This window comes from Bacillus sp. YC2 (assembly GCF_019891195.1).
In the GTDB taxonomy this organism is placed as follows: domain Bacteria; phylum Bacillota; class Bacilli; order Bacillales; family Bacillaceae; genus Bacillus.
In genome coordinates this window covers 755,801-781,240 of the sequence record NZ_JAHXDO010000001.1, presented here as the reverse complement: position 1 = coordinate 781,240, position 25,440 = coordinate 755,801, and the positions used below count along the sequence as shown (strand labels likewise).

Below are 25,440 nucleotides of genomic sequence, written 5' to 3'. Positions count from 1 at the left end.
CGATATCACCCCAAAACGGAGTGGTATCGCTTTTTCTGTTTTACCATACAAACAGTCCGACAATCGCCGCGCTTAATAAGGAAACGGCAATTCCGCTTACAAGCAGCTTCCAGACGTTTTTCCCGATAATGGATGATTTTTCGCCATCAAGCAGGGATTGATAAGAACCATAAATCATACCGATGGTGCTGAAGTTTGCGAATGACGTCAGGAATGTCGTCGCAACGGCAATTGTGTGCGGCGGTAATGCCTGCAATTGTCCCTTGAGATCAGCCATCGCCACAAATTCGTTCGTTGCGAGCTTAATTCCCATCAGCTGTGCGACATACATTGTATCATGCCAATTTAACCCAAGGAGAAACGCAAACGGGCTAAAGATGTAAGAGAAGATCTTTTGAATGGTCAGACCGTGCACAAACAGTCCGAGCACTCCGTTTAACGCAGCCGTTAACGCTACATACCCGATCACCATTGCTAAAATTACAATGACCATGTTCATCCCGACAAGCATACTGTTAGAAATCGTAGAGAAGAAATCCTTTTTCTCCGCTTTCGAAGGGACATATATAATATCGTCTTCCTTCGACACATCAACGGGATTCAGCATGTTTGCGATCAGCAGCGCGTTCAAGCAATTCAACGGAATGGCTGTAAACACATATGTTGAAGGAACCATCGTCAGATAAGAGCCGATAATCGATCCGCTGATGCTGCTCATACTCATCAGCCCGAACGTCAGCAGGCGATTGTTGTTCACAATGGCAAGCTGCTGGCGGATCACGGCTAACGCTTCTGTGTTTCCTAAAAACATCATCTGAATGGAGAAAAAGCTCTCCAGCTTCGGCAGACGGGACACTTTAGAAATCAGCCAGCCGATTTTATCAATCAGCCACGGCAAAATGCCGAAATACGATAACATGTCAAAGAAGGTGACGACGAAAATAATCGGCAGCAAGGCGCTGAAGAAAAAATCAACCGTCGGATTCGCCATAACTGACGGAAAAGCAAACGCAATCCCTTGACTGGCGCAAGAAATCAGCCATGTAAAGAACGCACCGATTTTCCCGATGACAAAGCCGCCGACCTTTGTTCCTAACATAAACCAAGTCATCAGGAACTCAAGAACAAGAAGCATAATGATCGGACGCCATTTAATCTTCCTTTTTTGAGGAGAACATAAGAAAACAACTGCCATGACAACAATGAGGCCGACAATGTTCAATAAAAAATACATGTGAGCAACTCCTATAAGGTTTATTATGGAAATAAAAAAAGCTCTTATTCATCACAATTTCCGGAATGTCAGAAAGTGTGAAAAATAAGAGCAAAAAGGAAAAGAATAAGACAGCGTCATACGCTTTTCACTCGTTCAAATTTATTCAAACTTCCTTGTAGTCTAGTCTTTTACGGCGCTAGGTAGAAACAATCAGACCATATTACTGATCATATACAAGAATAACAATATAACATGAGATAGCAGTATTTTATCGTTTCAATTTTTGAAAATCAACCTTTTTAGATATTTTCAAAATAATAAATTTATATTATAAATAAAGAAAATAAAGGGTATGAAATATATGTAAATAGTAAATGGTCATTTAAGGAATTTGGAAGCCGTGCTCTTGCTGCGAAGGCCGCTTTAGAAAAACTTCTCTGTAATTGTGCAAACGAATCAGAGCTGATAAAATACAGCCGAGGGCACAGCTCTCAAAAGACAAAGACAAAAGGAGTCATCTCTATGATCATCCAGTTCATTCGTTACAGATAATGAGAGGTATAGATGAATAGAATAAACCCGCCCGCATCTCATTTTTCAGGAAATGTGCGAGGTTTATTTATCTATGCCTTTTTCATTGATCTAAAAACGAATGAATGAGGTGTTTTTTTGTCTGATAAAAAAATAAAACGCGCTGCATTGATGAAAGCCTGGCAATCAGTATTCAGATGTCCTCTTTGCCATGCGCCGATGTCAGTTTCCCTATACAAAAGCTTTATTTGCGAACGCGGGCATACATTTGATATCTCCAAACAAGGTTATGTGAATTTCCTGACGAAGCCTGTCAAAAGCCAGTATCGAAGGGCACTGTTTGAAGCGAGACGGGAGCTTTTTGAAACACAGAAATTCTTTGATCCGCTTCGCAGAGAGATTACCGGGATCATCAGCTGCCTGCAATCTCCGCAAAAACCGATGACTGTTCTGGATGCCGGATGCGGAGAGGGGTCACATGTATCCGCTGTATGCAGAGCGCTCCGAGCCGAGAATTCCGTGAGGGGTATAGGCATTGATATCTCAAAAGAAGGAGTGCTGTCCGCTTCCAAAGCGTTCGGGGAGGATACGGTTTTTGCAGTGGCTGATGTGGCAGATACGCCGTTTGGCGACAGCAGTTTTGACGTGATTATGTCGATTTTATCACCTTCTAATTATAAGGAATACAGCAGGCTTCTGAAACACGGCGGGGCAGTGATCAAGGTTGTTCCGCGGCGTGATTACTTAAAAGAAGTGAGAGAGTTCTTTTTCGGCGGAAGCGAAAAACGGAAGTATACCAACGATTCTTCGGTCAGCCGTTTCCAAGCAGTCTTCCGAACCTCAGAGCGAAGGAGGCTGCGTTATACGAAGACCTTATCTCAATCAGACCTTACCCTGCTGGTTCAGATGACGCCTTTAACGTGGAAACATTCAGAAGAGAAAATTCAACGTTTTATCTCAAGGGAAACTGCTGAGATTACAGTAGATGTCGATATGCTGATTGGCATTGATCCTCTATAAAATGAAAGAAGACACGCTCGGGACATCAAGCGTGTCTTCTTTATTATTTGCTTATTTCCAAACCTCGCCGGCAATTTCGACGACATGGCGCAGTTTTGCCCATTGCTGTTCTTCTGTGATCAGGTTTCCTTCCTCAGTGGAAGCGAATCCGCATTGCGGGCTGAGGCAGAGCTGGTCCAGGCTGGCGTATTTTGAAGCTTCTTCAATTCGGCGTTTAATGCTGTCCTTGCTTTCCAGTTCGCCGAACTTAGATGTGACCAGACCGAGCACAAGCTGAAGATCAGGGCGTTTGACATAACGGAGCGGTTCAAAGCCGCCTGAACGCGAGTCATCATACTCCAAGAACAGCCCGTCCAGATCTAACCCGTCAAAAATCGTTTCTGCCGCCGCGTCGTAGCCGCCTTCCGCTGTCCAAGTCGATTGGAAGTTGCCGCGGCAAATATGCATCGTAACGGTCAAGTCGTCAGGGCGGTCTGCGATGGCATCATTAATGGATGCAGCAAACAGCTGGCGCAGCTCATCCGGCGTCGTACCGAAAGCTTCAATTTGACGCAGTCCCGCTTCTGATAAGAAAACGGCCCATGCTGTGTCATCAAGCTGAAGGTAGCGGCATCCGGCGTCATAAAAAGCTTGAATGGCTTTTTTATAAGCCTTTGACACATCGTGCTGAAATTGTTTGTAATCATTCTGATATGCCGCTTTTTCTAATTTGCCTCGGAAAAACAGCATATTCGGGCTTGGAATGGTCATTTTCGGTACGGCATCGCCGGCAATGCTGTGAAGAAATTTATAGTCGTCAAGCATCGGATGAGCAGAAAAATCAATATCTCCGGTCACTTTAATGCCGCGCGCTTTTGTCTGTACATTATGGAACTGAATACCGCTTTCCGGCGTAAATGCTTCAACTCCGTCTAAATTTTCCAAAAAGTCGAAATGCCACCATGCCCGGCGGAATTCGCCGTCAGTCACCACTTTGAGGCCGGTTTCCTTTTGCTTTTCCACAATGCGGATGATTTCGTCATTTTCAATCTGGCGGAGCTGTTCGGCCGAGATCTCACCCGCCGCTTTTTGCAAGCGCGCTTTTTTCACAGCCGCCGGACGCAAAAGGCTTCCGACCTGATCTGCCCGAAACGGCGGTTTTTTTCTTAGAAGAGTGTTCAATGGCTGTTTTGTGTTTTGCTGTGACATTCACGATTCCTTCTTTCCTGTTTGAATATAAAAAAAGCTCTTCCCTTGGATAGGGAAGAGCTTGCGTCCGCAATCTCAACCTTATCTTCAGGATTTAGCACCATTCTGCTGAACAGCGGTTGCCGGGTATCATAGGGCCAGTCCCTCCACCTCTCTTGATAAGGAAACATCATATTCAGAATAAACTGTATTACTATTAATCTTAGTATGTTTTTTTATATTGTCAATATATTTCGATAAGTATTTTTAATTTTCATCCTCAAATAGAACCATATCAATAACGATCGCAATCGCAAGACAAAGGAGAATGTCTTCTTCATTCTTAATCTGCAAATGGTAAGAATCGCCCCAGCTCAGCCATTTTTTATTGACGGTCATGCGGTCCGCCATGCCGTCTGTGATTTGGAAATCCTGCCCCCATAAATCACCGGTGATCTCCCAGCCGAGATGAGAAATTTCAAATTTCGGTTTGAAAAACGTTAATTTCTTTCTCACTTCACATACGGGCTTGCCGCTGACAGAAATCTCATAACGCGGAACAAAAGACATCAGTTTCTGATCGATGCTGGCGAGTGTGCGGCCGTCCAAATCCGTCAGCTTCAGTTCGTCACCAAACGAAAAAAAGCTTCCCTCCACCCTGTAGACCTCTTTTCCGTCATCATTAAATACTTGAAAATGATCCTTAAATGAAAACATCCGCTCTTTAATATAAAAATGATACATAAAAAACTCCTTTTTTTATTTTCTACGAAAAAAGGAGGCAAAAGGTTTCATTTCTATCGGGATAATAGTCATTTTTGGAAGTGAAATAAAAAAAGGCTGCCGATTATCTGCGGCAGCTGTCGTATTATGAAAGCGGCATCCGGCGTTTTTGACGGATCGCGTTTAAATCAATGATGTTGGTCGTGTCGGCAGCTGTCACCAGCGGGCTTGTCTTTGGCGCTTTACGGCGGTTGTCCTTACTGAAAGAAAAAACCAAATAACCTGTTAAAGCAGCGAATATAAGTAACATCATTTTACATACCTCCCAAAAAAAGTTTTGGTATTATTCATTGTACGGAAAAACAAACGAAAAGTATTCAAAAAATTGAAACTTTTTTGGAAAACAGCGACAATTTCCGTAAAAAAGACCATAAGATGTGATGTTTTCTCTGGCTTGTGGTTCTATAGGTTCTATCGGCTGTTAAATCAACATAGTTTATATAACTTTATTGCTATTTTTTGCATGTGTCAAATTAACTAATTACGTCATTTCCGCTTGCCTGTGTTTATTCAGTACCCTAAAAGTTCATTTGATATGCAAAATAACTGCACTTATATGATAGCGCTTTCTTTATTTTTTAGGTGAAATATCAAAAAAGAAATGCGACACCTTAAAAAAATCGTTTAAACATTTTTCGAAGCTTCTTGAAAGGGTTTGATTTTGTTTCAAGTTTGCGCGAGGTGATCAAGCTTTTTTTCAAGGCTTTCGCCACGGTGCCTCTGGCCATATTCTTCACTCCTTCTTTCCGTTTGATACCTTATTTACGGAAATAAAAGGGGAAAAGTTTCATTTTGGTGATGAAAAAACCAAAGCACAGGCGCTTTGGTTTTTAGATTAGGCTCGTTTTTCAAACAGCTTTGCGATTTCGATGATGACGTTTACGGCTTTTTCCATATGGTCGACAGAAATGTATTCATATTTTCCGTGGAAATTTTGGCCGCCCGTGAAGATATTCGGAGTCGGCAGACCCATATATGAGAGCTGTGAGCCGTCAGTTCCGCCGCGGATCGGTTCGATAATCGGTTCGATGTCCAGGTTTTTCATGGCTTCGTACGCCACGTCAACAATTTCTCTGACAGGCTCAATTTTTTCTCTCATATTGTAGTATTGATCATGCAGCTCAAGGCTGACACTGTTTTCTCCGTATTTGGCCGCGAGTGAATCCGCAATCGCCTGCATGTTTTCTTTTCTTGCTATAAAACGGTCTCTGTCAAAATCTCTGATGATATATGACAATTTGGCTTCAGATACGTCTCCGTTCATTGATATTAAATGATAGAACCCTTCGTATCCTTCTGTATATTCCGGTGCTTCCTCTTTCGGCAGCGAGTGATGGAATTCCATCGCGATTTTGGAAGCGTTGACCATTTTGTTTTTTGCCGTTCCGGGGTGAACGCTTTTTCCGTAACACGTAAGTTTAGCGGCGGCAGCGTTAAAGCTCTCATATTGAAGTTCGCCGAGAGGGCCTCCGTCTATCGTGTAGGCAAAAGCGGCGTTAAAGCGGGCCACATCAAATTTATGAGGGCCTCTGCCGATTTCTTCATCAGGCGTAAAAGCGACTCTGATGTTTCCGTGTTTGATGTCGGGATGTTTGATCAAATAGGCCATTGCCGTCATGATTTCCGCAATGCCTGCTTTATTATCGGCGCCGAGCAGCGTCGTACCGTCCGTTGTAATCAATGTCTGGCCTTTATAGCCGGAAAGCTCCGGAAATTGTTCCGGTGAGAGAATGACATTGAGCTTCTCATTCAAGACAATGTCACGTCCATCATAGCTTTCAATAATTTGAGGATTCACATTCTTTCCGGTAAAGTCGGTCGCGGTGTCTACATGGGCAAGAAAACCGATTGTCGGCACGTCTTTGTCTGTGTTTGCCGGCAGAGTTGCCATCACATAACCGTTCTCGTCAATTGTGACCTCTTCCATGCCGATTGACTTTAATTCGTTCACGAGCATGTTCGCCAATGTCAGCTGGCCGGGGGTTGAAGGACAGCTTTCATTGCTTTCATCAGATTGTGTATCGACTTTTACATAAGACGTAAAGCGTTCAATGATCTCATTCTTCATACCGTCATCTCCTTTGTCTTATCTTACCATGTCCGGGGAAAGAATTTCTATTTCACAATCCCGTTTCGTCTCGCAAACACAACCGCCTGAGTCCAATCTTGCGCCCGGCACTTTTGGGTGATGCGGTGGACGTGGGTTTTTACGGTGCTTTCACTGACAAAAAGCGTTCCGCAATTTCTTCATTTTTCAGACCGTACGTCATTTGCTGTTTTGTAAATGTGCGGCGCAAGGGGCTGCCTTTGTTTGTTCTGAAAGGCTTGTGTAATGAGTTTAGCGGCAGTGGCTGTCCGGAAAATGGCTTCTCCTTTTGCAGCAGCACGAACGGCGTCAATTAATTCCTCAGGATGTGTATCCTTCAGTATCGAAAGTGGTTAGAATGATGATTTTCGGATCGAGAAGGGCGGTCATAATTTCTTTAGTTGCTTCTATGCCTGAGAAAATCGGCATCTGGACGTCCAGTAAGGTGACATCGGGTTTCGTTTGCATTGCGATGCCGCCGCTTCCCGTCCGTCACCGGCCTCATCGGCGACGATTATATCTTTTTGCGTGCCTGATGATGTACCGGAAGCCTTCCCGGACGAGCGGCTGGTCGTCAGTCAGGCAAAATGAAATAATTGCTCATACTCATAAGATCAATTCCTTAAGAAATCAATTCGTCCATCGGCAGGTTGATTTTTTTACACAGATGAAAACAAAATATGAAGGAACCATGAATAAACTATTAAACTTCTTGAAAATGGATGATGAAGGCAGAAAAAACCTATATAATATGGTCAATTCATTCAAATAGGGAGGCTTTAATCATGGCAATTTTAGTGACAGGCGGAGCGGGTTATATCGGAAGCCATACATGTGTTGAGCTGTTAAATAGCGGCTATGATATCGTGGTATTGGATAATCTGTCAAACAGCTCAGCGGAAGCTGTAGAGCGGGTGAAAGACATTACCGGAAAAGGGCTGGCGTTTTATGAAGCGGACCTCCTTGACCGGGAAGCGGTACATCGGGTGTTTGCTGAGCATGACATTGAGGCCGTCATTCACTTTGCGGGATTAAAAGCGGTCGGTGAATCTGTTGCGGTTCCGCTCAAGTACTACCATAACAATCTGACGGGAACGTTTATTTTATGTGAAGCCATGCAAACGTACGGTGTGAAAAAAATCGTCTTCAGCTCATCGGCGACGGTGTACGGCGTCCCGGAAACCACGCCGATTACCGAAGACTTCCCATTAAGCGCAACAAATCCTTACGGGCAAACGAAGCTGATGCTTGAACAGATTTTGCGCGATCTGCATACGGCAGACCCTGAATGGAGCATTGCGCTGCTGCGTTACTTTAATCCGTTTGGCGCGCATCCGAGCGGCCGGATCGGCGAAGACCCGAATGGCATCCCGAATAATTTAATGCCGTATGTCGCCCAAGTAGCAGTCGGCAAGCTCGAACAATTACAGGTGTACGGCAATGATTATCCGACCAAAGACGGGACGGGCGTGCGTGACTATATCCATGTCGTTGACCTTGCTGAAGGCCACGTCAAAGCGCTGGAAAAAATACTGAACACAACAGGCGCTGACGCCTATAACCTCGGAACCGGAACCGGCTACAGCGTTCTTGAGATGGTCAAAGCTTTTGAAAAGGTATCAGGAAAAGAAGTTCCGTACCGTTTTGCCGACAGACGCCCAGGCGACATCGCCGAATGCTTCGCCGACCCGGCAAAAGCAAAGGCTGAATTAGGCTGGGAAGCAAAACGCGGGCTGGAAGAGATGTGCGCCGACTCTTGGAAATGGCAGTCTTTGAATATAAACGGGTATCAAAAAGTGTAATGAGAAAAGAGACCTTCAACGAGAAGGCCTCTTTTTTATATGGTTATTTTATTTTTACTTCAATATCGTTGCTGAACTTCAATTTCCAAGTTCCTTTTGCATACGCATTTTTATCTACTTCAAAAGCTTTCACGTCAGTGACCTTAATGTTTGGGTTTAAGTCGCTTAAGATTTTACTGTTGTCCACTTTTGTTTCTGTCGCATAGCTTGAAGAAGCGTCAATATCTGCATCATAGGATGTTCCTTCAGAATCTGCTAATTTAGCGCTTGGAATAGAAAAAGAGCTCAATGGTTTTTTTGAAATGTTTTTGACTGTATATTGCACAGCCACGATAACGCCGCCGTCAGATGCATTTTTCTCGATATATTGTGTTCCTACCGAATCTCTTTTTTCTACTTTCGTAACAGTAACCTCAGTTTTTTCAGTCTTAACAGTGTCGCCGATGCTATATAATTTTTCTTTAGTGCCGGCAGCTTTTGTAGATGCAGTTTTAGATGAAGAAGAACTGCCTCCTCCGCCGATGTTTGTGATAATGACAATGACAACTATCGCTAAAATAAGTGTGATGATTTTATGCCTCATAAAAAAGTTTCGCTGATCTTTTCCGCAATTCGGGCACTTTTTTACGCCTTTTGCGATTTCTTTACCGCACGCCTTGCAAGATACCAGATTTCCAGCCATGTTTCTTCCTCCTATGTAAACTATTTCTTGAAAACTATATACTATAATGCCTGTAAAATAACTTGTAGTCAATACAATTTTTAGGTTAAATAGTATTTTAATGATTTTTTAGTCATGTATTTTTGGCTTTGTTTTCTAATGTCGGCATGAAACTGAAATGTTGAATACTATTTCATAAAGTAAAGAAAAAAGAGAGCTTGATCATGTTTATGATTTAACGTATAATCTTGAAAGAAATACAAAATTAAACATGAAAAAACAGTGGTTTTCTAGGGTTCCGCAATATACATTGGTCTGGACCGAGAGGAAACACATAGCAGGTTTCTGTTATGACACGGTGGGATAAAAGCCCGGGAGTTTCTGCTCTTTTGTTGAAGAGTATTCTCCCGGGCTTTTTTGATTTTATAAAAAGGGAGTGTCTGTGATGAAGAAGAGATTGCTGGATGTGCTGATGCTGATAGTGGGTGCTTTTTTCTTTGCATTGGCCGTTAATTTATTTGCCATTCCAAATGATCTTGGAGAGGGCGGGGTAACGGGGCTTACCTTGATTTTATACTATGTTTTTGAGTGGTCGCCCGGGGTTACCAATATTATTTTGAACGGGATTTTGCTGTTGATCGGGTATAAATTTTTAGATGGAAAAACAACGCTGTATACGATAATCACCGTTGTTGCCAACTCGCTGTTTTTGCATGTGACGCACGAATGGCACTCGCCGTCACATGAGCTCATTATCAATACAATTTTTGCGGGTGTGTTTGCCGGGGTCGGAATCGGGATGATTATCCGTGTCGGAGGTACGACGGCGGGATCTGCCATTTTGGCGAGAATTGCGAACAAATATCTGGATTGGAATATCAGCTACGCGCTGTTGTTCTTTGATTTGATTGTGGTCTTCAGTTCTTATTTCATCATCGGTGCGGAGAAAATGATGTTTACGATTGTCATGCTGTACATCGGTACAAAGGTGATGGACTTTATCATTGAGGGGCTGAATACGAAAAAAGCAGTGACGATTATATCTGAGCATAAACATGAAATCGCTGAACAGGTCAATACGCTTATGGACAGAGGAGTTACGCTCTTATCGGGTAAAGGAAATTATACGGGGCAATCGAAAGAAATTTTATATATCGTCATTCAGAAGCAGGAGCTGTCCATGCTGAAGAAAATTATTAAAAGCTGTGATACGAAGGCATTTGTTATCGTTCATGATGTTCGTGATGTATTTGGAGAAGGGTTCGTCGATATTTCAAAATAAAAAAATCCCTCTGCGGCGCGGAGGGATTTTTTATTAAAACGGGTAGCTGCGGTATTGCTTCTGTATGGAAACCCATTTGGTAACCGTAAATTCTTCTACCACCCACGGGTTTCCGAAACGTCCGACGCCGCTCGCTTTGTTTCCGCCGAAAGCAATATTTGGCGAGTCATTGACAGATTGATCGTTGACATGTGTCATACCGCTGTCGATTTGAAGCGCGAATTGCTCGCCTTTTTCTAAATCGGACGTAAAGACGGCGGAGCTCAATCCGTATTCTGTATCGTTCGCCATGTCAATGGCTTCTTGGTCTGTTGATGCTTTCATCACTACGGCGATCGGCGCGAACAATTCAGTTTGGGCAAGCTTGCTGTCATTGTCCGCCCCTGCGAACACAAACGGTGTCAGCACGTTGCCGACCCGTTTTCCTTCGACGATTAGCTCGATTCCGTCCTGCTTCGCCTGTTCAATCACGTCAAGCGCCTTTTCCAGCTGGCGTTCATTAACGAGCGGGCCGATCACGGTTTTTGGATCGGTTTGGTCACCGTATGGCAGCTGTTTGACACGTTCGGCGAATTTTCTCACAAACCCTTCATACAGATCCTGATGAACGATGATCCTGTTAATAATCATGCAGATTTGGCCCTGATGGATGAACTTCCCGAAAATCGCAGCGTCGACGGCTCGGTCTGTATCTGCATCAGAGAGGACAACAAATGGGTTATTTCCGCCAAGCTCAAGAGCCATACGTTTGAAGCCGCGCCCTGCGATTTCCCCGATATGGCGTCCCACGGCGGTTGATCCTGTAAAGCTGATGAGACGCGGGATCGGATGAGTCAGCATGCCGTCTTTGATTTCTTCTATATCGGCAAAAATGACGTTTAACACTCCGTCAGGCAATCCTGCGTACTCAAATGCTGTGGCAATAATGGAGCCGCCGGACAGTGCGGTTTGAACATCCGGTTTATGCACAACGCTGTTTCCGAGCGCTATAGCAGGCGCAATCGTTCTCATGGACAGGTTCAGCGGAAAATTAAATGGCGAGATCGACGAAATGACGCCGAGCGGAAGCCGGTATATATGGTTGATTTTTCCTTCAATCTCTGAAGGTACTTCTCTGATTCCGCCTAGCTCTCCTGTATATGTAATGGCTTCTGTCAAAATTGCGATGGCGGCATCCAGCTCAATATTCGCTTTTATGATCGTTCCCCCTGTTTCCCGGGAAATAGTCAGGATGATGTCCTCACGGTTCAGTTGCAGATAGTCTTTAGCTTTCGTCAAAACAGCTTTTCTGTCCTCTGCTGAGCTTTTTGCCCATTCTTTTTGGGATTTCGCAGCAATGTCAAAGGCATCCTCAAGCTGCTTCGCTGATGCCAGAGAAAGCGTTGTGATCACTGACCGGTCAAAGGGGTTGACTGTATCTATGGTTTTTCCTGTTTCACCTTCAGTCCATGCCCCATTGATAAAGCTTTTGTTTGCGTTCTGAAATTGATTCATTACCCATCCCCCTGTATGTCAACTCATTCATAAACTTAGGTTTCCTAAAAAGAAAATACTTATACGATTTGAGCCTTATATATAAGAAGGATCACGCTCACTTCCGAGTGGATTCAATCTGTCAGACGTTTTATACTGGCATTATGATAGATCACTAGAGAGGGGCGCCTATGAATCCGTTATTGGCAATTTACCCGAGGGCTGTGTTGTCTGAAACGTTTTGCGCGGCGGAAGATGTATTTTGTTTCTTTGATGAGAAAAACCAGGTCTATGTCTCAATCCCGAAGGAGGATATGACCCGAAAGGAGAAGCTGCTGCTGGAGTCTTTTTTGATACCGGCGGAAGATGAAGGCGCTTTTTTTCCTCAAACGGCGGAAGAGAAGGGGTGGCTCCGTTTTTTGCTGTCGGACGGACTGATGCCTGCTGTCATGGAAAAGCGCGTGCGTTTTGTCCACTTTCATTTAGTGGGGGAACGGGACTGGGCTTCGTTTGCGGAAGCGGTTCGGCATTTCTGGCCGATTTCTTATACGGTTGTCCGTACGGGCGCAGATCAAGGCGTGATTGTGGAGGAAGAGAAGCTGGAGGCGGCAGGTAAGGATGATTTCGATTCCTTTGTGAAGATTCTTGAAGGAGATTTCTATTTCAGTGTCCGTATGTTCTTGGGGAGATATTATGAGGCTGAGGAATGTTTGCGCCGCCATTATCGAAGAGAACAGCAATATTTTGATATCGGAAAGAGGCATATGCCGCAGCTGAGCACGCTGACAGCAGAATCGGTGTTCCCGGCGATGCTGACAGAAGAAAGCAAGGAAAAGCTGTCAGCACTGCTTCAGGAGGAGGCCGCCTTGCTATTTCAAAAAGAACCGGAGCTGAAGCACACCATTCAAACCTATATTGAACATAACTCGAATATGTCGCTCACATCAAAAAAACTGCATTTGCACCGCAACAGTCTGCAATATCGGATTGATAAGTTTGCCGAGCGTTCGGGGATTGATATTAAAACATATCGCGGCGCGTTATTGGCGTATTTTATATGCCTGCAATATGAAAAATCTCATTAAATGGGAAAAGTGCACAAAGAAAGAGAGCTTATTTTATGAATGTTGCCTATACCCGCTGCCTGCAAACGCTGTTACAATCCTATATAGGAAAGCGTTTTCAAAAAAGGGGGAACTCAAATGGCGGAACTGCGGATGGAGCATATTTATAAGTATTACGATCAAAAGGAAGCGGCTGTGGACGATTTTAATCTTCATATTAAAGATAAAGAGTTTATCGTATTTGTCGGACCGTCGGGGTGCGGAAAATCGACAACCTTGCGTATGGTTGCCGGGTTGGAAGAAATCACGAAAGGTGACTTTTATATCGGTGAAAAGAGAGTCAATGACATCGCTCCGAAGGACCGGGATATCGCCATGGTGTTCCAAAACTACGCTTTGTATCCGCATATGACGGTTTATGATAATATCGCGTTTGGGCTGAAGCTGAGAAAGATGCCCAAGCCGGAGATTAAAAAACGGGTCGAGGAAGCTGCGAAAATGCTGGGGCTTGAGGAGTATTTACATCGCAAACCGAAGGCGCTTTCCGGCGGACAGCGGCAGCGGGTCGCATTAGGGCGGGCGATTGTCAGGGACGCCAAAGTGTTTTTAATGGATGAGCCGCTGTCGAATCTTGATGCGAAGCTTCGGGTGCAGATGAGGGCGGAGATCATTAAGCTGCACCAAAGACTGCAAACCACAACAATATACGTGACGCATGACCAGACGGAGGCACTGACGATGGCGACACGCATCGTTGTGATGAAGGACGGGAAAATTCAGCAGATCGGCACTCCGAAAGAAGTCTATGAAAATCCGGAAAACGTATTTGTCGGCGGTTTCATCGGCTCACCCGCCATGAACTTTTTTAAAGGAAGGCTGAGAGACGGTGCCGTTCATATCGGATCTGCCGCTCTCAGCGTGCCGGAGGGAAAAATGAAAATGCTCCGGGAAAAAGGTTATGCCGGAAAAGACATCATCTTCGGCATCCGCCCCGAAGACATACATGACGAACTGATTGTGGTAGAATCCTATAAGAACTCTTCTATTAAAGCGAAAATCAATGTAGCAGAACTGCTCGGTTCAGAAATAATGGTATATTCACAGATTGAGGATCAGGACTTTATCGCCCGAATCGATGCCCGCCATCAAATTCATACCGGTGAGGAACTGACCGTTGCATTCGATATGAATAAAGCCCACTTTTTTGACAGTGACACAGAAATCAGAATCCGCTCATAAGCTGAAAGCCGGACCGCTGGGGGCCGGCTTTTTTTCGTCTAACATTCTTTTCATACATAACCGATATAAAGAGTAACAAACAGACAGAAAGCAGGAAGACAATGAAACGCATGATCTTAAGTATGTGCCTTTTAGCCATTGTATTGACGCTTGCGGCCTGCTCGGGCCATGAGGCAAATGCCGAGCAGAGCGTTCCGAAGGCCGCAGCGCCCGAAGAAAAAAAGCCCGCGGGCCAGCCAAAGAAGCAGGAGCCGGATACGTCCGCGTGGATTAAGACGAAAGGAACGGCAAAGCTGCCGATTTTGATGTATCACAGTATTTCTAAAGGAAACAGCCTCCGTGTGCCGAAGGAGGAATTCCGTGACCAGATGAAATGGCTTCACGAGAACGGCTATTATACGATGACTCCGGAAGAGGCGTATGTAATGCTGACGGAGGACAGGCAGCCGAGTGAAAAATGCGTTTTGATCACGTTTGATGACGGGTATACCGATAATTATAAGGAAGCGTATCCCGTTTTAAAGAAATACAATATGAAAGCGACAATATTTATGATCGGAAAATTAATCGGACATAAACACCATCTGACAGAGGAGCAAATGAAGGAGATGGCGAAGCACGGCATATCCATTCAAAGCCATACGATGAATCATCTCGAATTGAATGGGCTGATGCCGAAGCAGCAGCACAGCGAGATGGCGGATTCAAAGCAGCTGTTTGACCATATGTTCCGGCAGCATACAGCCATGATCAGCTATCCCGTCGGGCGGTTTAACGCTGAAACATTGAAGGCGGCAGCCGGAACGGGCTACCGTATGGCGGTCACGACAGAGCCGGGCGCGGCATCAAGAGAGCAGGGATTATACGCGCTCCGCCGTGTGCGTGTGTCGCCGGGAATGTCGGGTGAGGCGTTTGGCGCCTATATAAAAAATGTGCTGAATTAACAATGCCTCCGCGTTTAGCGGAGGCTGTTTTCAGTTTAATAGAATTGATGAAGCAGCAATAGCGTTACACTCACCGTAATCGCTCCGCCGATTCTCGTCGATACTTGGGCAAACGGCATAAGCTCAAGCCGTTCAGCAGCGCTCAAAATCGCGACGTCGCCGGTGCCGCCCTGACCGGAATGGCACGCGTTAATGATCGCCGTTTCAATCGGGTACAGATTGAGCCATTTTCCGGTGAAAAAACCGACGGCCATCATCGTAATGACGATCGATAAAATGGTAATGATGTTGCTGATGTTAAAAGCCGCAATCAGCTTGTCCCACGGTGTCATTGATACGCCGATTGCAAATAAAAGCGGATAGGTGACGGCTGTGGAAAAAAAGCGTGATACGCCGAAGGCTCCGTTTTCAAGAGAGGCAGGCGCCAGTCTAAACAGCTTGATGAGCACTGCAAGGACGAGCATCACGACAGGTGCCGGAAGCTGAAAGAAATCATGGGCGAGCATACCGACCAAATATAATGAAACTGCTAAAATTCCCCCTGAAGCAAAAAGAGACAAATTGAAAACCTGGTCATTTTGGGGCTGTTCAAGTGACAGAGCAGAATGATCGGATTTATCAACCTTTCCGTTACCCGTCCATTCCGGCTTTCTTTTTCCGATGACATTCAGCGACCCCGATAAAATAATAGCGCACAGGCTTCCGAGCATGATGGACGGCAGCACAAGCGCAAATGCATCTCCCTGAGACATCGGCATAATATCGGAGTATCCGATCGATAAAGGAATCGCGCCTTCTCCGACGCCCCCCGCCATAATCGGCACGACAATGTAAAGCAGTGTGTGCTGGAAGCCGAGTCCGAGCAGAGTGCCTACGCATAAGCCGACAATCGCAGCCGCTATTGAACCTGCAATAAGCGGAATAAAAATCTTTGCGAAAGCTTTCATTAACGTTTCTCTCTTCATCCCGAGAATACTGCCGACCACAATACCGGCAATAAACAAATAGAGAAAGTTGGAGCTGTCTGTGAATTCTGTTGTCGATTTTATAATGTCTTTCGGAAGCAGGTGGTAGTAGACGACAGCGGACGGAATAAAGGTTGCGAGGATCGCGGGGCCGCCGATGGATCGAACGATCGGAATGGCCTTTCCGATTTGGGCAAAGGTAAAGCCGAAGAAGCCCATGACGGCAATTGCTGTCAGCATGTCGCTTTTTACATCGTGGCTCATGACAAACACAGTAATTAATATGAATAGCAGGACATATATAGGAAGCGGTATAATGCCGATTCTTATATTCATTGCTTTAGCGAACCAGTTTTCAGTCTGTTCCTCTTTTTGGATTGAATCCGTTTGCAAATTTGTTTGAAGTTCTCCCATGCTTTTTCCCCCAGTCGTTATGCAGTAAAAATAATCCCCATTTAAAGTATACTAAAAAATTTAAATTGTTTATATATTATGAATTTACTAGAGAGCAAGCCTTTTGTATCGATGGACGTTCCGAAATGGCTGTGCCGCGCGGTTTGTAAGCGGAAAAAGCATTTTGTTCGCAACGCGAAAAAAAAAGATGTACGATATGAAAGGGACGAATATCCTAGGTATTGACATAAAACATATACAAAATAGACAATAATCGGTCACAAATTCAGCCCTTTTTTAGGTATATTGATCTTTTTTTTTAAGCTGAATCGTTGTAAAGTAATGATATTGAATCATTTACAAGACAGCCATTCACCCTAGGTCATTTTGGCTGATTACACATTACTTTTTGACAAATTTGTGAAACGTTGAACAAATAGATCCTTTTTTGTGAAATGCCGAGCAATACTTTTTGTCTTATTTGTGAAATGTTGAGCAATTACCAGATTGGAGGAAACATCATGAGTGAGTTGGTTTTAGCCCGCATTCAATTTGCATCAACAACATTGTTCCATTTCTTGTTTGTGCCTATGTCTATCGGGCTTGTATTTATGGTTGCTTTGATGGAGACGCTTTACGTTGTGAAAAAGCAAGAGACCTATCTCAAAATGGCTAAATTTTGGGGCCATCTCTTTTTAATCAATTTTGCTGTCGGCGTCGTCACTGGGATACTTCAGGAATTTCAGTTCGGTTTGAACTGGTCTGATTATTCCCGTTTTGTCGGAGACGTGTTTGGCGCTCCGCTTGCGATTGAAGCGCTTTTGGCGTTTTTTATGGAGTCTATTTTTATCGGATTATGGATTTTCGGCTGGGACCGTTTATCTAAAAAAGTTCATTTGCTTTGCATTTGGCTTGTATCCTTCGGAACGATTATGTCGTCTTTCTGGATTTTGACGGCGAACTCCTTCATGCAGGAGCCGGTCGGCTTTACAATTAAAAACGGCCGTGCGGAAATGAATGATTTCGGGGCGCTGCTTACAAACCCTCAGCTGTGGGTTGAATTCCCTCATGTCATTTTCGGCGCGCTTGCGACAGGCGCTTTCTTTATCGCCGGCGTCAGCGCATTTAAATTATTGAAGAAAAAAGAAGTGCCTTTCTTTCATAAATCATTCAAGCTTTCTATGGTTGTCGGTTTGATCGCCGGTATCGGCGTTGCCTTCAGCGGACATATGCAGGCTGAGCACTTAATGGAGTCACAGCCGATGAAAATGGCTGCCAGTGAAGCGCTTTGGGAGGACAGCGGTGATCCTGCTGCATGGACTGCCTTTGCCAATATCGACACGAATAAAGAAAAGAACACATCTGAAATTTCAATTCCCTACGCATTGAGCTACTTGGCTTACCAGAAGTTCAGCGGCAGTGTGAAAGGGATGAAAACACTTCAAAAAGAATACGAAAAAATGTACGGAAAAGGCGATTATATCCCGCCTGTTAAAACAACATTCTGGAGTTTCCGCATTATGGCGGGAGCAGGTGCGCTTATGATTTTTGCAGCCATTGCCGGCTTTATCCTGAACCGCCGCAAAAAACTTCACACGAGCAAGTGGTATTTACGCGGTATGGTGGCGCTGATTGCGTTTCCGTTTATTGCGAACTCAGCCGGCTGGATTATGACTGAAATCGGCCGCCAGCCATGGACGGTCATGGGGCAAATGACGACCGCCCAATCCGTTTCGCCTAACGTAACGACGGGATCTCTGCTGTTCTCAATTATCGGCTTCGGCGTCATGTACTTGATACTCGGCACGCTGCTTGTCTTCCTATTCGTTCGTGAAATTAAAAAAGGTGCGGACCACGATGATCACAAGGATGTTCCTGTATCAACAGATCCGTTCAGTCAGGAGGTCTACCATGGCGTCACTTCATGATCTTTGGTTTATACTGGTTGCTTTATTGTTTGTCGGATTTTTCTTTTTAGAAGGTTTCGATTTCGGTGTCGGCATTTCGACCCGATTTCTTGGCCATAATGAATTAGAACGCAGAGTGCTGATCAACACGATCGGCCCGTTCTGGGATGCGAATGAGGTATGGCTCTTGACGGGTACGGGAGCGATCTTCGCGGCATTCCCGAACTGGTACGCGACAATGCTGAGCGGGTATTACATTCCGTTTATCATTATTCTCCTTGCTTTAATGGGCCGGGGGGTTGCCTTTGAATTCCGCGGAAAAGTGGATAACCTGAAATGGGTCAAAGCATGGGATTGGGTTATTTTCTTCGGAAGTCTCATCCCGCCGTTTGTATTTGGCGTTATTTTTACAAGCTTATTCCGCGGCATGCCGATTGACGGAAACATGAATATCCATGCCGGATTCTCTGATTTTATTAACGGATATTCCGTTCTTGGCGGAGTAACCGTCACACTTCTTGCTTTCCTGCATGGTTTAATGTTTGTCACACTGCGCACGATCGGCGATTTGCAGGATCGGGCGAGAAAAATGGCAAAACGGGTGATCGGCGTTATTTTTCTTTTTGTGCTCGCTTTCTTTGCGATGTCTGCATACGATACGGATATGTTTACACGCCGGGCAGCCATCACGATCCCTGTGTTCGTGCTGATTGTCATCTGCAACTTGCTTGCCGTTTTGTTTATGAGCAAGAAAAAGGACGGCTGGGCATTCGGTATGACCGGTGCGGGACTTGCTTTAACAGTCGCGATGATTTTCATTTCATTGTTCCCGCGCGTCATGGTCAGCTCGCTTAAAAGCGCGTACGACTTAACAGTAGCTAATGCGTCTTCCGGTGATTATTCGCTCAAGGTCATGACAATTGCTGCATTAACACTTTTGCCGTTTGTCATCGGCAGTCAGATCTGGAGCTATTATGTTTTCCGGAAGCGCGTCAGCCATAAGGAGCCTATGACTTATTAATGGGAAAAGACCTGTTTCTTTATAAAGGAATGAAGCGGATTCTCACGATCATTACAGGATTAACGATTATTCAGACAGCCGCCATCATTATGCAGGCGGAATGGCTGAGCCAGGCGGTAACCGGACTGTTTAACGGGAAGCGGATTGCTTCTCTTTATCCGGTTATCGGTTTTTTCCTGCTTGCGTTTTTGGTCAGGCATGCTGTCACAACGGTTCGCCAAAAAATCGTTTATCAGTATGCCGCCCAAACCGGCGCTGACCTCAGAAAAAGATTTCTTGAACAGTTGTTTCGCCTCGGCCCCCGCTTTGCGAAAAAAGAGGGGACCGGGCAGATGGTGACGCTGGCGATGGAAGGCATCAGCCAGTTCCGCCGCTATCTAGAGCTTTTTCTGCCGAAAATGGTCAGCATGGCGATTGTGCCGGCCGCTGTTGTTATTTTTGTGTTTTTTCAGGATAAAACATCGGCTTTGATTCTGATTCTTGCGCTCCCGATTTTGATTGTGTTTATGATCCTTCTCGGGCTTGTCGCACAGAAAAAAGCCGATCGCCAATGGAAGTCCTATCAGACGCTTTCCAATCATTTCGTCGATTCGCTTCGCGGGTTGGAGACATTGCGGTTTTTAGGGCTAAGCAAATCACACAGTAAAAACATTTTTCATGTCAGCGAGAGATACCGCAAGGCGACAATGAGCACGCTTCGGGTAGCGTTTTTATCTTCATTCGCCCTTGATTTCTTCACGATGCTGTCGGTGGCGACAGTGGCGGTGTTCCTCGGTTTGCGGCTGATTGACGGTCACATTCTTCTCGGGCCTGCCCTGACCGCTCTGATTCTCGCGCCGGAATATTTTCTCCCTGTGCGTGAGGTGGGGAACGATTACCACGCCACGTTAAACGGGCAGGAGGCGGGGAAGACGATTCAAGCGATATTGGAGCAGCCCGGTTTTAAAGAAGAACAACCGCTGCAGCTTGACGCGTGGTCTGACGAAGATGAACTGAAGCTTACACGTTTGTCCGTCCGGGAAACGATGTCTGAATTTAATCTGTCCTTTAAAGGGAAGAAAAAAATCGGGATTATCGGTGAAAGCGGCGCGGGAAAATCCACTCTCATTGATGTGCTGGGCGGCTTTTTAGAGCCTGAATCCGGTGAGATCAAGGTGAACGGAGTATCCCGCTCCCATTTGCAGACGGACGGCTGGCAGAAGCAGCTTCTTTATATTCCGCAGCATCCGTATATTTTTGATGATACGTTAATGAATAATATTCTGTTTTATCATCCGGATGCATCCCGTGAGGAAACGGCCCGCGCTGCTGCATCGGCTGGTCTTTCTGAGCTGATCAATGATCTGCCTGAAGGCCTTGACGGCCGAATTGGTGAAGGGGGCCGGGCGCTCAGCGGAGGTCAGGCTCAGCGTGTCGCCCTGGCCCGGGCCTTTTTAGGTAACCGTCCGATTCTTCTTTTGGATGAGCCGACCGCTCACCTTGATATTGAAACAGAATATGAATTAAAAGAAACAATGAATCGCCTGTTTGAGGATAAGCTCGTCTTTCTCGCTACTCATCGTCTTCATTGGATGCTTGAGATGGACGAAATTATCGTGCTTGATCACGGCGCGGCGGCGGAAATCGGCACCCACGATGAATTAATGGCGAAACAGGGCGTGTACGCCAAACTTGTAAAGGCGCAACTGGGGGAAAGAACATGATGAAAGAACAATGGATTCTGCCGTATATAAAGCAAAATGCCCGTTTGTTTGTTCTCGTTGTTTTTTTGGGTGCGGTTACGATTTTTTCGGCGGCCTTTCTCATGTTCACGTCCGGTTTTTTGATATCAAAGTCGGCAACAAGGCCTGAGAATATCCTGCTTGTGTACGTGCCGATCGTGGCCGTGCGCACCTTCGGAATTGCGCGTTCCGTATCCCGGTACGCTGAACGCCTGACAGGGCACCACATCATTTTGAAAATCGTATCAGACATGCGGGTCCGGCTTTACAATATGCTGGAGCCAGCCTCATTAATGCTGACCTCCCGTTTTCGGACGGGCGACATGCTCGGCATTTTGGCTGAGGATATTGAGCATTTGCAGGATGCATTTTTAAAAACGATTTTCCCGGCTGTTTCCGCCTTGCTGCTGTATGTGGCGGCTATTATCGGGCTTGGCTGTTTCTCTTGGCCGTTTGCCGCCATCGCGGCGATTTACCTGTTTGTATTGGTTATATTGTTTCCGATTGTGTCACTCCTTGTGACGAGAGCGAAAAATATGAGGCTGAAAAGCGGCCGCAACTTGCTTTACAGCCGGCTGACAGACGCAGTGTTAGGCGTAAGCGACTGGATGTTTTCCGGGCGTCAGGCATCCTTTATTGCTTCTTATGAAGAGGAGGAAAAGGCGTGGTTTGAGCTGGAAAGCAAACGGCAGCGGTTTACGAGGCGGCGTGATCTGGCGGCGCAATGTCTTGTCGGCGGCTTCATTTTGATGATGCTGTTCTGGACGGCGGGCCAGTATGCAGACGGCAAGATGGCCAACACGATGATCGCGGCATTTGTTCTTGTTGTATTTCCTTTGACGGAAGCTTTTTTGCCCCTTTCTGATGCACTGACAGAAGTGCCTTCTTATCAAGATTCGATCAGCAGAATGAGTAAGGCTGCTCCGGAGCTGAAGGGACGAGAGGTGAAGCAGACAGAGGAGAAGCTGGATGTTTCCGATGTTACGCTGCGGTTTGATGACGTGACATTTTCTTATGATGAACACAGCCATGTGCTGGACCGTTTTTCCTTTATCCTCCGCCAAGGCGAAAAAATGGCGCTGCTCGGCAGGAGCGGTTCAGGAAAGTCCACGTCACTCGCTTTGATTGAAGGCGCCTTACTTCCCGATTCGGGCAAGGTGACGTTAAACGGTCTGGAAACTGCTGCCGTACAGGAGCAGCTTTCCTCAGCGGTGGCCGTCTTGAATCAAAAGCCTCATCTGTTTAATACGAGCATTATGAACAATATCCGCCTTGGTAACGGAAAGGCCAGTGATGAAGATGTAAGGCGCGCGGCACGGCAAGTGAAGCTGCACGATTATATTGAATCGCTGCCTGAAGGCTATAACACGTCCGTGCAGGAGACGGGGATTCGTTTTTCCGGCGGGGAGCGCCAGCGGATCGCCCTTGCCCGCATCCTTCTTCAAGATACGCCGATCATTATTCTCGATGAGCCGACGGTCGGACTTGATGCGATAACGGAACGGGAACTGCTCGATACGATCTTTGACGTGTTTAAAGAAAAAACGATCCTTTGGATTACACACCATTTAGCCGGCGTGGAAACCGCTGATAAAATCGTCTTTTTAGAAAACGGAAAAACAGAAATGGAAGGAACTCATGAGGAATTGCTTGCAGGAAACGAACGGTACCGCAAGCTTTACCGTCTTGATGTTCCGGTCAGAACATAAGCAGCCGCGATGAAGCGGCTGTTTTTTGTGTTGTCCGTACGGTTTAAAACTCCGCTGGATTTGGAATATAAATAGAAGACAGAAGAGGAGGTATACGGATGAATATTCTTGATTGGACTGAAAAGGATGTAAAAGATACATTGCCAAAACGGGACGCGGCCAGCCATAAAGGGACATTCGGAACAGCGTTATTGCTGGCGGGGAGTGACGACATGCCGGGCGCAGCCATCCTCGCCGGCTTGGGGGCGATGCGGAGCGGTGTCGGCAAGCTTGTCATCGGTACATCAGCCGGCGTCATTCCGCTCATTGTTCCGGTTTTGCCTGAGGCAACGTATTGGCGTGACGGCTGGGAAAAAGCCGCGGCGGGGCAGCCGAAAGAAACGTATCGGGCCGCCGCTGTCGGACCGGGCCTCCCCCAAACGGAAGAGGTACAGCGGGCGGCGGATCATCTGCTTCAAGCCGAATGTCCCGTTGTCCTTGACGCAGGCGCCATCACGAAGCGGTCGTATCCGGCAAGAAAAGCTCCGACAATCTTGACGCCGCATCCCGGTGAATTTTCAAGAATGACAGGCATTCCGATCAAAGAACTGCAGCAGCACAGGGCTGAATACGCCGCGGAATGGTCGAAACGGCTCAATGTGACGATTGTGCTGAAAGGAAATGAAACCATCATCGCTTTTCCCGACGGGGAGTGCCGAAGAAATACAACCGGAAACGGCGCGCTTGCAAAGGGCGGGACCGGGGACACGCTGACGGGAATGATCCTCGGCATGCTCTGCTGCCACAAGGAACCGAAGCACGCCGTTTTAAATGCTGTCCGCCTCCACGGCGCCTGCGCTGAGCTGTGGACGGAAGAGCGCTCCGCACATACCTTATTGGCACACGAGCTTTCTGAGCTTCTGCCGCGGGTGTGGAAGCAGTATGAATAAAGAAGAGCTGTCTTCATATGGAAGACAGCTCTTTTTGTTTTAACCTTGATTTCATCAGTACATAATAAAGCAGCGACGGCACGGCCAGGCCGACGATCCAGGCAATGTCGCCTCCGCCGAATATTTCTGCGAGCGGACCGATGTAAAAGGATGTATTGATAAACGGGATTTCTAATAAAATCGACAAAACGAAGGCGGCCGCTGTTATCCAATTGACCCTGCCGTATTGTCCGTTTACGTCAAACATCGATTTGACGTGGTATTTTCCGCGGCGGATAAAATAGTAATCCACGAGGTTGATCGCAGTCCATGGAATTAAGAAATAGCTGATGAAAAAGATGAAATTTAAAAACAGCTCCATGAAATTGCTTTGCCCCAAGAGACTTAACACAGTACCCGCTGCTGTGACACAAAGGATCATCACCACTCTTGTTTTCGGCGTCACTTTCAGCTTCAAAAACGGCTCCAAGGTGGTCGTTGTTGACATAAAGGCCCCGTATAAATTAAAGACGTTGATCGCCATTTGTCCGAACAAGACGATGATAAGCATAATGAAGGAAAACGGACCGAACAATTGGACGACCTGATTTCCTGCGTTGGCGGTAAAGTCCGGGAGCGCCGTTGTCAAAATGGCGCCGAGAAGCATCATCCATATAGAACTGACTGATGTACCTGCATAGCTGTACCAGAAGGTATGCGATGCCGGTGTTTTGACCGGCAGATAGCGGGAGTAATCTGCGACATATGGCGCATATGCCAGCTGCCATGTGGCCACCGCACTGACCGCTACTAAGAAAACAGGCAAATCTAATGAGCCGGGCACCCAGCTTCCTGAGGGGATCGGAAGTTGAAAAATAAGAATCGTTGCAGCGAGAAAAACAGCAAAGGAGGTCCAAGAGAGGATTTTTTGCATTTTGTGAATCAGATCATGACCGTAAATCGTGAGTAAAAAACAGATGGCGCTTAAGCCGATAATACACCATGAAGCCGGAATCGGGACGAAGCTGCTTAATGTACCGGCTGCGAGAATCGTACTGCTCGCAAAGAAGCCCAGGTAGATAAACATGACCAAAAAGAGGGGCAGAATCGCTCCGATCACGCCAAATTGAGCGCGGCTTTGAATCATTTGCGGGATGCCGAGCTGAGGTCCTTGTGCGGAATGAGACGCCATAAAGATTGCACCGATAAAGGTTCCGATAATAATTGCCGCGACACTCCAAAACAGATCGAGTCCCATCGCAACGGGCAGTGTGCCGGTGACTAACGTCGTGATATGCATATTCGCCCCGAACCAAACGGGAAATAAATCTTTAGCCTTTCCATGTCTTTCATGATGCGGGATGTGTTCAATCGTTCGCCTTTCAACTTTCAATAGATAATCTCCTCCGTATGTTCTTCTTTTACATAAAGTCATAGCTTAACAGATTGGCTTACCGTTTACAAATTCCGTATCGCAACACCTGTCCGACAGCCGCTCTGAGGTTTTAAAAAAAATGAACGGACTGATAATCGGCGGCGTCTTATAAG

General features: G+C 46.1%; 20 protein-coding genes, 1 pseudogene and 3 riboswitches. Of the genes and pseudogenes, 11 read left to right on the top strand and 10 right to left on the bottom strand.

All coding sequences use genetic code 11. From position 1 onward, the window contains the following. Positions 1-40 precede the first annotated feature (40 nt). Positions 41-1,234, bottom strand: a complete 1,194-nt coding sequence (locus KY305_RS03945) for a NupC/NupG family nucleoside CNT transporter (protein ID WP_223061434.1) — start codon at positions 1,232-1,234, stop codon at positions 41-43. A gap of 138 nt (positions 1,235-1,372) precedes the next feature. Beyond that, positions 1,373-1,473: riboswitch (purine riboswitch) on the bottom strand. 445 nt (positions 1,474-1,918) lie between these two features. On the opposite strand from KY305_RS03945, the gene KY305_RS03940 reads away from it, so the two are divergent. Continuing rightward, positions 1,919-2,767, top strand: coding sequence for a putative RNA methyltransferase (locus KY305_RS03940; RefSeq protein WP_396021507.1), 849 nt, complete (start codon positions 1,919-1,921; stop codon positions 2,765-2,767). Positions 2,768-2,818: 51 nt separating this feature from the next. Here KY305_RS03940 and KY305_RS03935 read toward each other — a convergent pair whose 3' ends face one another. The 5 genes and pseudogenes from KY305_RS03935 to KY305_RS03915 all read right to left on the bottom strand — a co-directional run bounded on the left by KY305_RS03935 (position 2,819) and on the right by KY305_RS03915 (position 7,400). Next, positions 2,819-3,955, bottom strand: a complete 1,137-nt coding sequence (locus KY305_RS03935; RefSeq protein WP_223061433.1) for a 5-methyltetrahydropteroyltriglutamate--homocysteine S-methyltransferase — start codon at positions 3,953-3,955, stop codon at positions 2,819-2,821. Between the two features lie 78 nt (positions 3,956-4,033). Then, positions 4,034-4,120: riboswitch (SAM riboswitch) on the bottom strand. A gap of 81 nt (positions 4,121-4,201) precedes the next feature. Then, positions 4,202-4,678, bottom strand: coding sequence for an LURP-one-related/scramblase family protein (locus KY305_RS03930; RefSeq protein WP_223061432.1), 477 nt, complete (start codon positions 4,676-4,678; stop codon positions 4,202-4,204). Between the two features lie 124 nt (positions 4,679-4,802). Beyond that, positions 4,803-4,970, bottom strand: a complete 168-nt coding sequence (locus KY305_RS03925) for a hypothetical protein (protein WP_223061431.1) — start codon at positions 4,968-4,970, stop codon at positions 4,803-4,805. A 582-nt stretch (positions 4,971-5,552) separates the two neighbouring features. Next, on the bottom strand, positions 5,553-6,785 hold the full coding sequence (gene pepT, locus KY305_RS03920) for a peptidase T (protein WP_223061430.1): 1,233 nt from the start codon (positions 6,783-6,785) through the stop codon (positions 5,553-5,555). A gap of 47 nt (positions 6,786-6,832) precedes the next feature. After that, a pseudogene (locus KY305_RS03915) lies at positions 6,833-7,400 on the bottom strand (response regulator). Positions 7,401-7,588: 188 nt separating this feature from the next. Between KY305_RS03915 and galE the strand changes: the two are divergent. Continuing rightward, the gene (gene galE, locus KY305_RS03910) at positions 7,589-8,605 is read left to right on the top strand and encodes a UDP-glucose 4-epimerase GalE (RefSeq protein WP_223061429.1); all 1,017 of its coding nucleotides are present in this window, start codon (positions 7,589-7,591) and stop codon (positions 8,603-8,605) included. Between the two features lie 43 nt (positions 8,606-8,648). On the opposite strand, the gene KY305_RS03905 is transcribed toward galE, so the two are convergent. Then, a complete protein-coding gene (locus KY305_RS03905) occupies positions 8,649-9,188 on the bottom strand; it encodes a DUF4352 domain-containing protein (protein WP_223061627.1) in 540 nt (179 codons plus the stop codon). Positions 9,189-9,545: 357 nt separating this feature from the next. Further along, a riboswitch (guanidine-I (ykkC/yxkD leader) is annotated at positions 9,546-9,646 on the top strand. Between the two features lie 65 nt (positions 9,647-9,711). Here KY305_RS03905 and KY305_RS03900 point away from each other — a divergent pair. Beyond that, positions 9,712-10,548 (top strand): YitT family protein, encoded by an 837-nt coding sequence (locus KY305_RS03900; RefSeq protein ID WP_223061428.1) that lies wholly within the window; start codon positions 9,712-9,714, stop codon positions 10,546-10,548. 33 nt (positions 10,549-10,581) lie between these two features. Here KY305_RS03900 and KY305_RS03895 read toward each other — a convergent pair whose 3' ends face one another. Next, on the bottom strand, positions 10,582-12,042 hold the full coding sequence (locus KY305_RS03895; RefSeq protein WP_223061427.1) for an aldehyde dehydrogenase family protein: 1,461 nt from the start codon (positions 12,040-12,042) through the stop codon (positions 10,582-10,584). A 170-nt stretch (positions 12,043-12,212) separates the two neighbouring features. On the opposite strand from KY305_RS03895, the gene KY305_RS03890 reads away from it, so the two are divergent. The 3 genes from KY305_RS03890 to KY305_RS03880 all read left to right on the top strand — a co-directional run bounded on the left by KY305_RS03890 (position 12,213) and on the right by KY305_RS03880 (position 15,268). Further along, positions 12,213-13,106 (top strand): PucR family transcriptional regulator, encoded by an 894-nt coding sequence (locus KY305_RS03890; RefSeq protein WP_223061426.1) that lies wholly within the window; start codon positions 12,213-12,215, stop codon positions 13,104-13,106. A 117-nt stretch (positions 13,107-13,223) separates the two neighbouring features. After that, positions 13,224-14,324, top strand: a complete 1,101-nt coding sequence (locus KY305_RS03885) for an ABC transporter ATP-binding protein (protein ID WP_223061425.1) — start codon at positions 13,224-13,226, stop codon at positions 14,322-14,324. Positions 14,325-14,425: 101 nt separating this feature from the next. Next, a complete protein-coding gene (locus KY305_RS03880) occupies positions 14,426-15,268 on the top strand; it encodes a polysaccharide deacetylase family protein (protein ID WP_223061424.1) in 843 nt (280 codons plus the stop codon). Between the two features lie 35 nt (positions 15,269-15,303). Here KY305_RS03880 and cimH read toward each other — a convergent pair whose 3' ends face one another. Then, positions 15,304-16,647 (bottom strand): citrate/malate transporter CimH, encoded by a 1,344-nt coding sequence (gene cimH / locus KY305_RS03875; RefSeq protein ID WP_223061423.1) that lies wholly within the window; start codon positions 16,645-16,647, stop codon positions 15,304-15,306. A 500-nt stretch (positions 16,648-17,147) separates the two neighbouring features. On the opposite strand from cimH, the gene KY305_RS03870 reads away from it, so the two are divergent. The 5 genes from KY305_RS03870 to KY305_RS03850 all read left to right on the top strand — a co-directional run bounded on the left by KY305_RS03870 (position 17,148) and on the right by KY305_RS03850 (position 23,913). After that, a complete protein-coding gene (locus KY305_RS03870; RefSeq protein ID WP_214800143.1) occupies positions 17,148-18,554 on the top strand; it encodes a cytochrome ubiquinol oxidase subunit I in 1,407 nt (468 codons plus the stop codon). Continuing rightward, complete coding sequence (gene cydB, locus KY305_RS03865; RefSeq protein ID WP_214800142.1) at positions 18,538-19,554, top strand: cytochrome d ubiquinol oxidase subunit II; 1,017 nt, start codon at positions 18,538-18,540, stop codon at positions 19,552-19,554. The genes KY305_RS03870 and cydB overlap by 17 nt, the downstream gene beginning before the upstream one ends. After that, positions 19,554-21,257, top strand: a complete 1,704-nt coding sequence (gene cydD / locus KY305_RS03860) for a thiol reductant ABC exporter subunit CydD (protein ID WP_223061422.1) — start codon at positions 19,554-19,556, stop codon at positions 21,255-21,257. Before cydB ends, cydD begins: the two co-directional genes overlap by 1 nt. Next, positions 21,254-22,984: a thiol reductant ABC exporter subunit CydC gene (gene cydC, locus KY305_RS03855; protein WP_223061421.1), complete on the top strand. Its 1,731-nt coding sequence runs from the start codon at positions 21,254-21,256 to the stop codon at positions 22,982-22,984. Before cydD ends, cydC begins: the two co-directional genes overlap by 4 nt. A gap of 98 nt (positions 22,985-23,082) precedes the next feature. Continuing rightward, a complete protein-coding gene (locus KY305_RS03850) occupies positions 23,083-23,913 on the top strand; it encodes an NAD(P)H-hydrate dehydratase (protein WP_223061420.1) in 831 nt (276 codons plus the stop codon). A 13-nt stretch (positions 23,914-23,926) separates the two neighbouring features. On the opposite strand, the gene KY305_RS03845 is transcribed toward KY305_RS03850, so the two are convergent. Next, entirely contained in the window at positions 23,927-25,285 is a 1,359-nt protein-coding gene (locus tag KY305_RS03845; RefSeq protein ID WP_223061419.1) for a purine-cytosine permease family protein, read from the bottom strand. Positions 25,286-25,440: the final 155 nt, after the last annotated feature.

Excerpts from the sequence above, each read along its gene's own strand:
- KY305_RS03930 (WP_223061432.1), bottom strand. The coding sequence starts at position 4,678 with ATGTATCATTTTTATATTAAAGAGCGGATGTTTTCATTTAAGGATCAT.
- KY305_RS03880 (WP_223061424.1), top strand. The coding sequence starts at position 14,426 with ATGAAACGCATGATCTTAAGTATGTGCCTTTTAGCCATTGTATTGACG.
- cydD (WP_223061422.1), top strand. The coding sequence starts at position 19,554 with ATGGGAAAAGACCTGTTTCTTTATAAAGGAATGAAGCGGATTCTCACG.
- galE (WP_223061429.1), top strand. The coding sequence starts at position 7,589 with ATGGCAATTTTAGTGACAGGCGGAGCGGGTTATATCGGAAGCCATACA.
- KY305_RS03945 (WP_223061434.1), bottom strand. The coding sequence starts at position 1,234 with ATGTATTTTTTATTGAACATTGTCGGCCTCATTGTTGTCATGGCAGTT.
- KY305_RS03885 (WP_223061425.1), top strand. The coding sequence starts at position 13,224 with ATGGCGGAACTGCGGATGGAGCATATTTATAAGTATTACGATCAAAAG.
- cimH (WP_223061423.1), bottom strand. The coding sequence starts at position 16,647 with ATGGGAGAACTTCAAACAAATTTGCAAACGGATTCAATCCAAAAAGAG.
- pepT (WP_223061430.1), bottom strand. The coding sequence starts at position 6,785 with ATGAAGAATGAGATCATTGAACGCTTTACGTCTTATGTAAAAGTCGAT.
- KY305_RS03935 (WP_223061433.1), bottom strand. The coding sequence starts at position 3,955 with ATGTCACAGCAAAACACAAAACAGCCATTGAACACTCTTCTAAGAAAA.
- KY305_RS03925 (WP_223061431.1), bottom strand. The coding sequence starts at position 4,970 with ATGATGTTACTTATATTCGCTGCTTTAACAGGTTATTTGGTTTTTTCT.
- cydC (WP_223061421.1), top strand. The coding sequence starts at position 21,254 with ATGATGAAAGAACAATGGATTCTGCCGTATATAAAGCAAAATGCCCGT.
- KY305_RS03890 (WP_223061426.1), top strand. The coding sequence starts at position 12,213 with ATGAATCCGTTATTGGCAATTTACCCGAGGGCTGTGTTGTCTGAAACG.
- KY305_RS03905 (WP_223061627.1), bottom strand. The coding sequence starts at position 9,188 with ATGAGGCATAAAATCATCACACTTATTTTAGCGATAGTTGTCATTGTC.
- KY305_RS03900 (WP_223061428.1), top strand. The coding sequence starts at position 9,712 with ATGAAGAAGAGATTGCTGGATGTGCTGATGCTGATAGTGGGTGCTTTT.
- cydB (WP_214800142.1), top strand. The coding sequence starts at position 18,538 with ATGGCGTCACTTCATGATCTTTGGTTTATACTGGTTGCTTTATTGTTT.
- KY305_RS03850 (WP_223061420.1), top strand. The coding sequence starts at position 23,083 with ATGAATATTCTTGATTGGACTGAAAAGGATGTAAAAGATACATTGCCA.
- KY305_RS03895 (WP_223061427.1), bottom strand. The coding sequence starts at position 12,042 with ATGAATCAATTTCAGAACGCAAACAAAAGCTTTATCAATGGGGCATGG.
- KY305_RS03940 (WP_396021507.1), top strand. The coding sequence starts at position 1,919 with ATGAAAGCCTGGCAATCAGTATTCAGATGTCCTCTTTGCCATGCGCCG.
- KY305_RS03870 (WP_214800143.1), top strand. The coding sequence starts at position 17,148 with ATGAGTGAGTTGGTTTTAGCCCGCATTCAATTTGCATCAACAACATTG.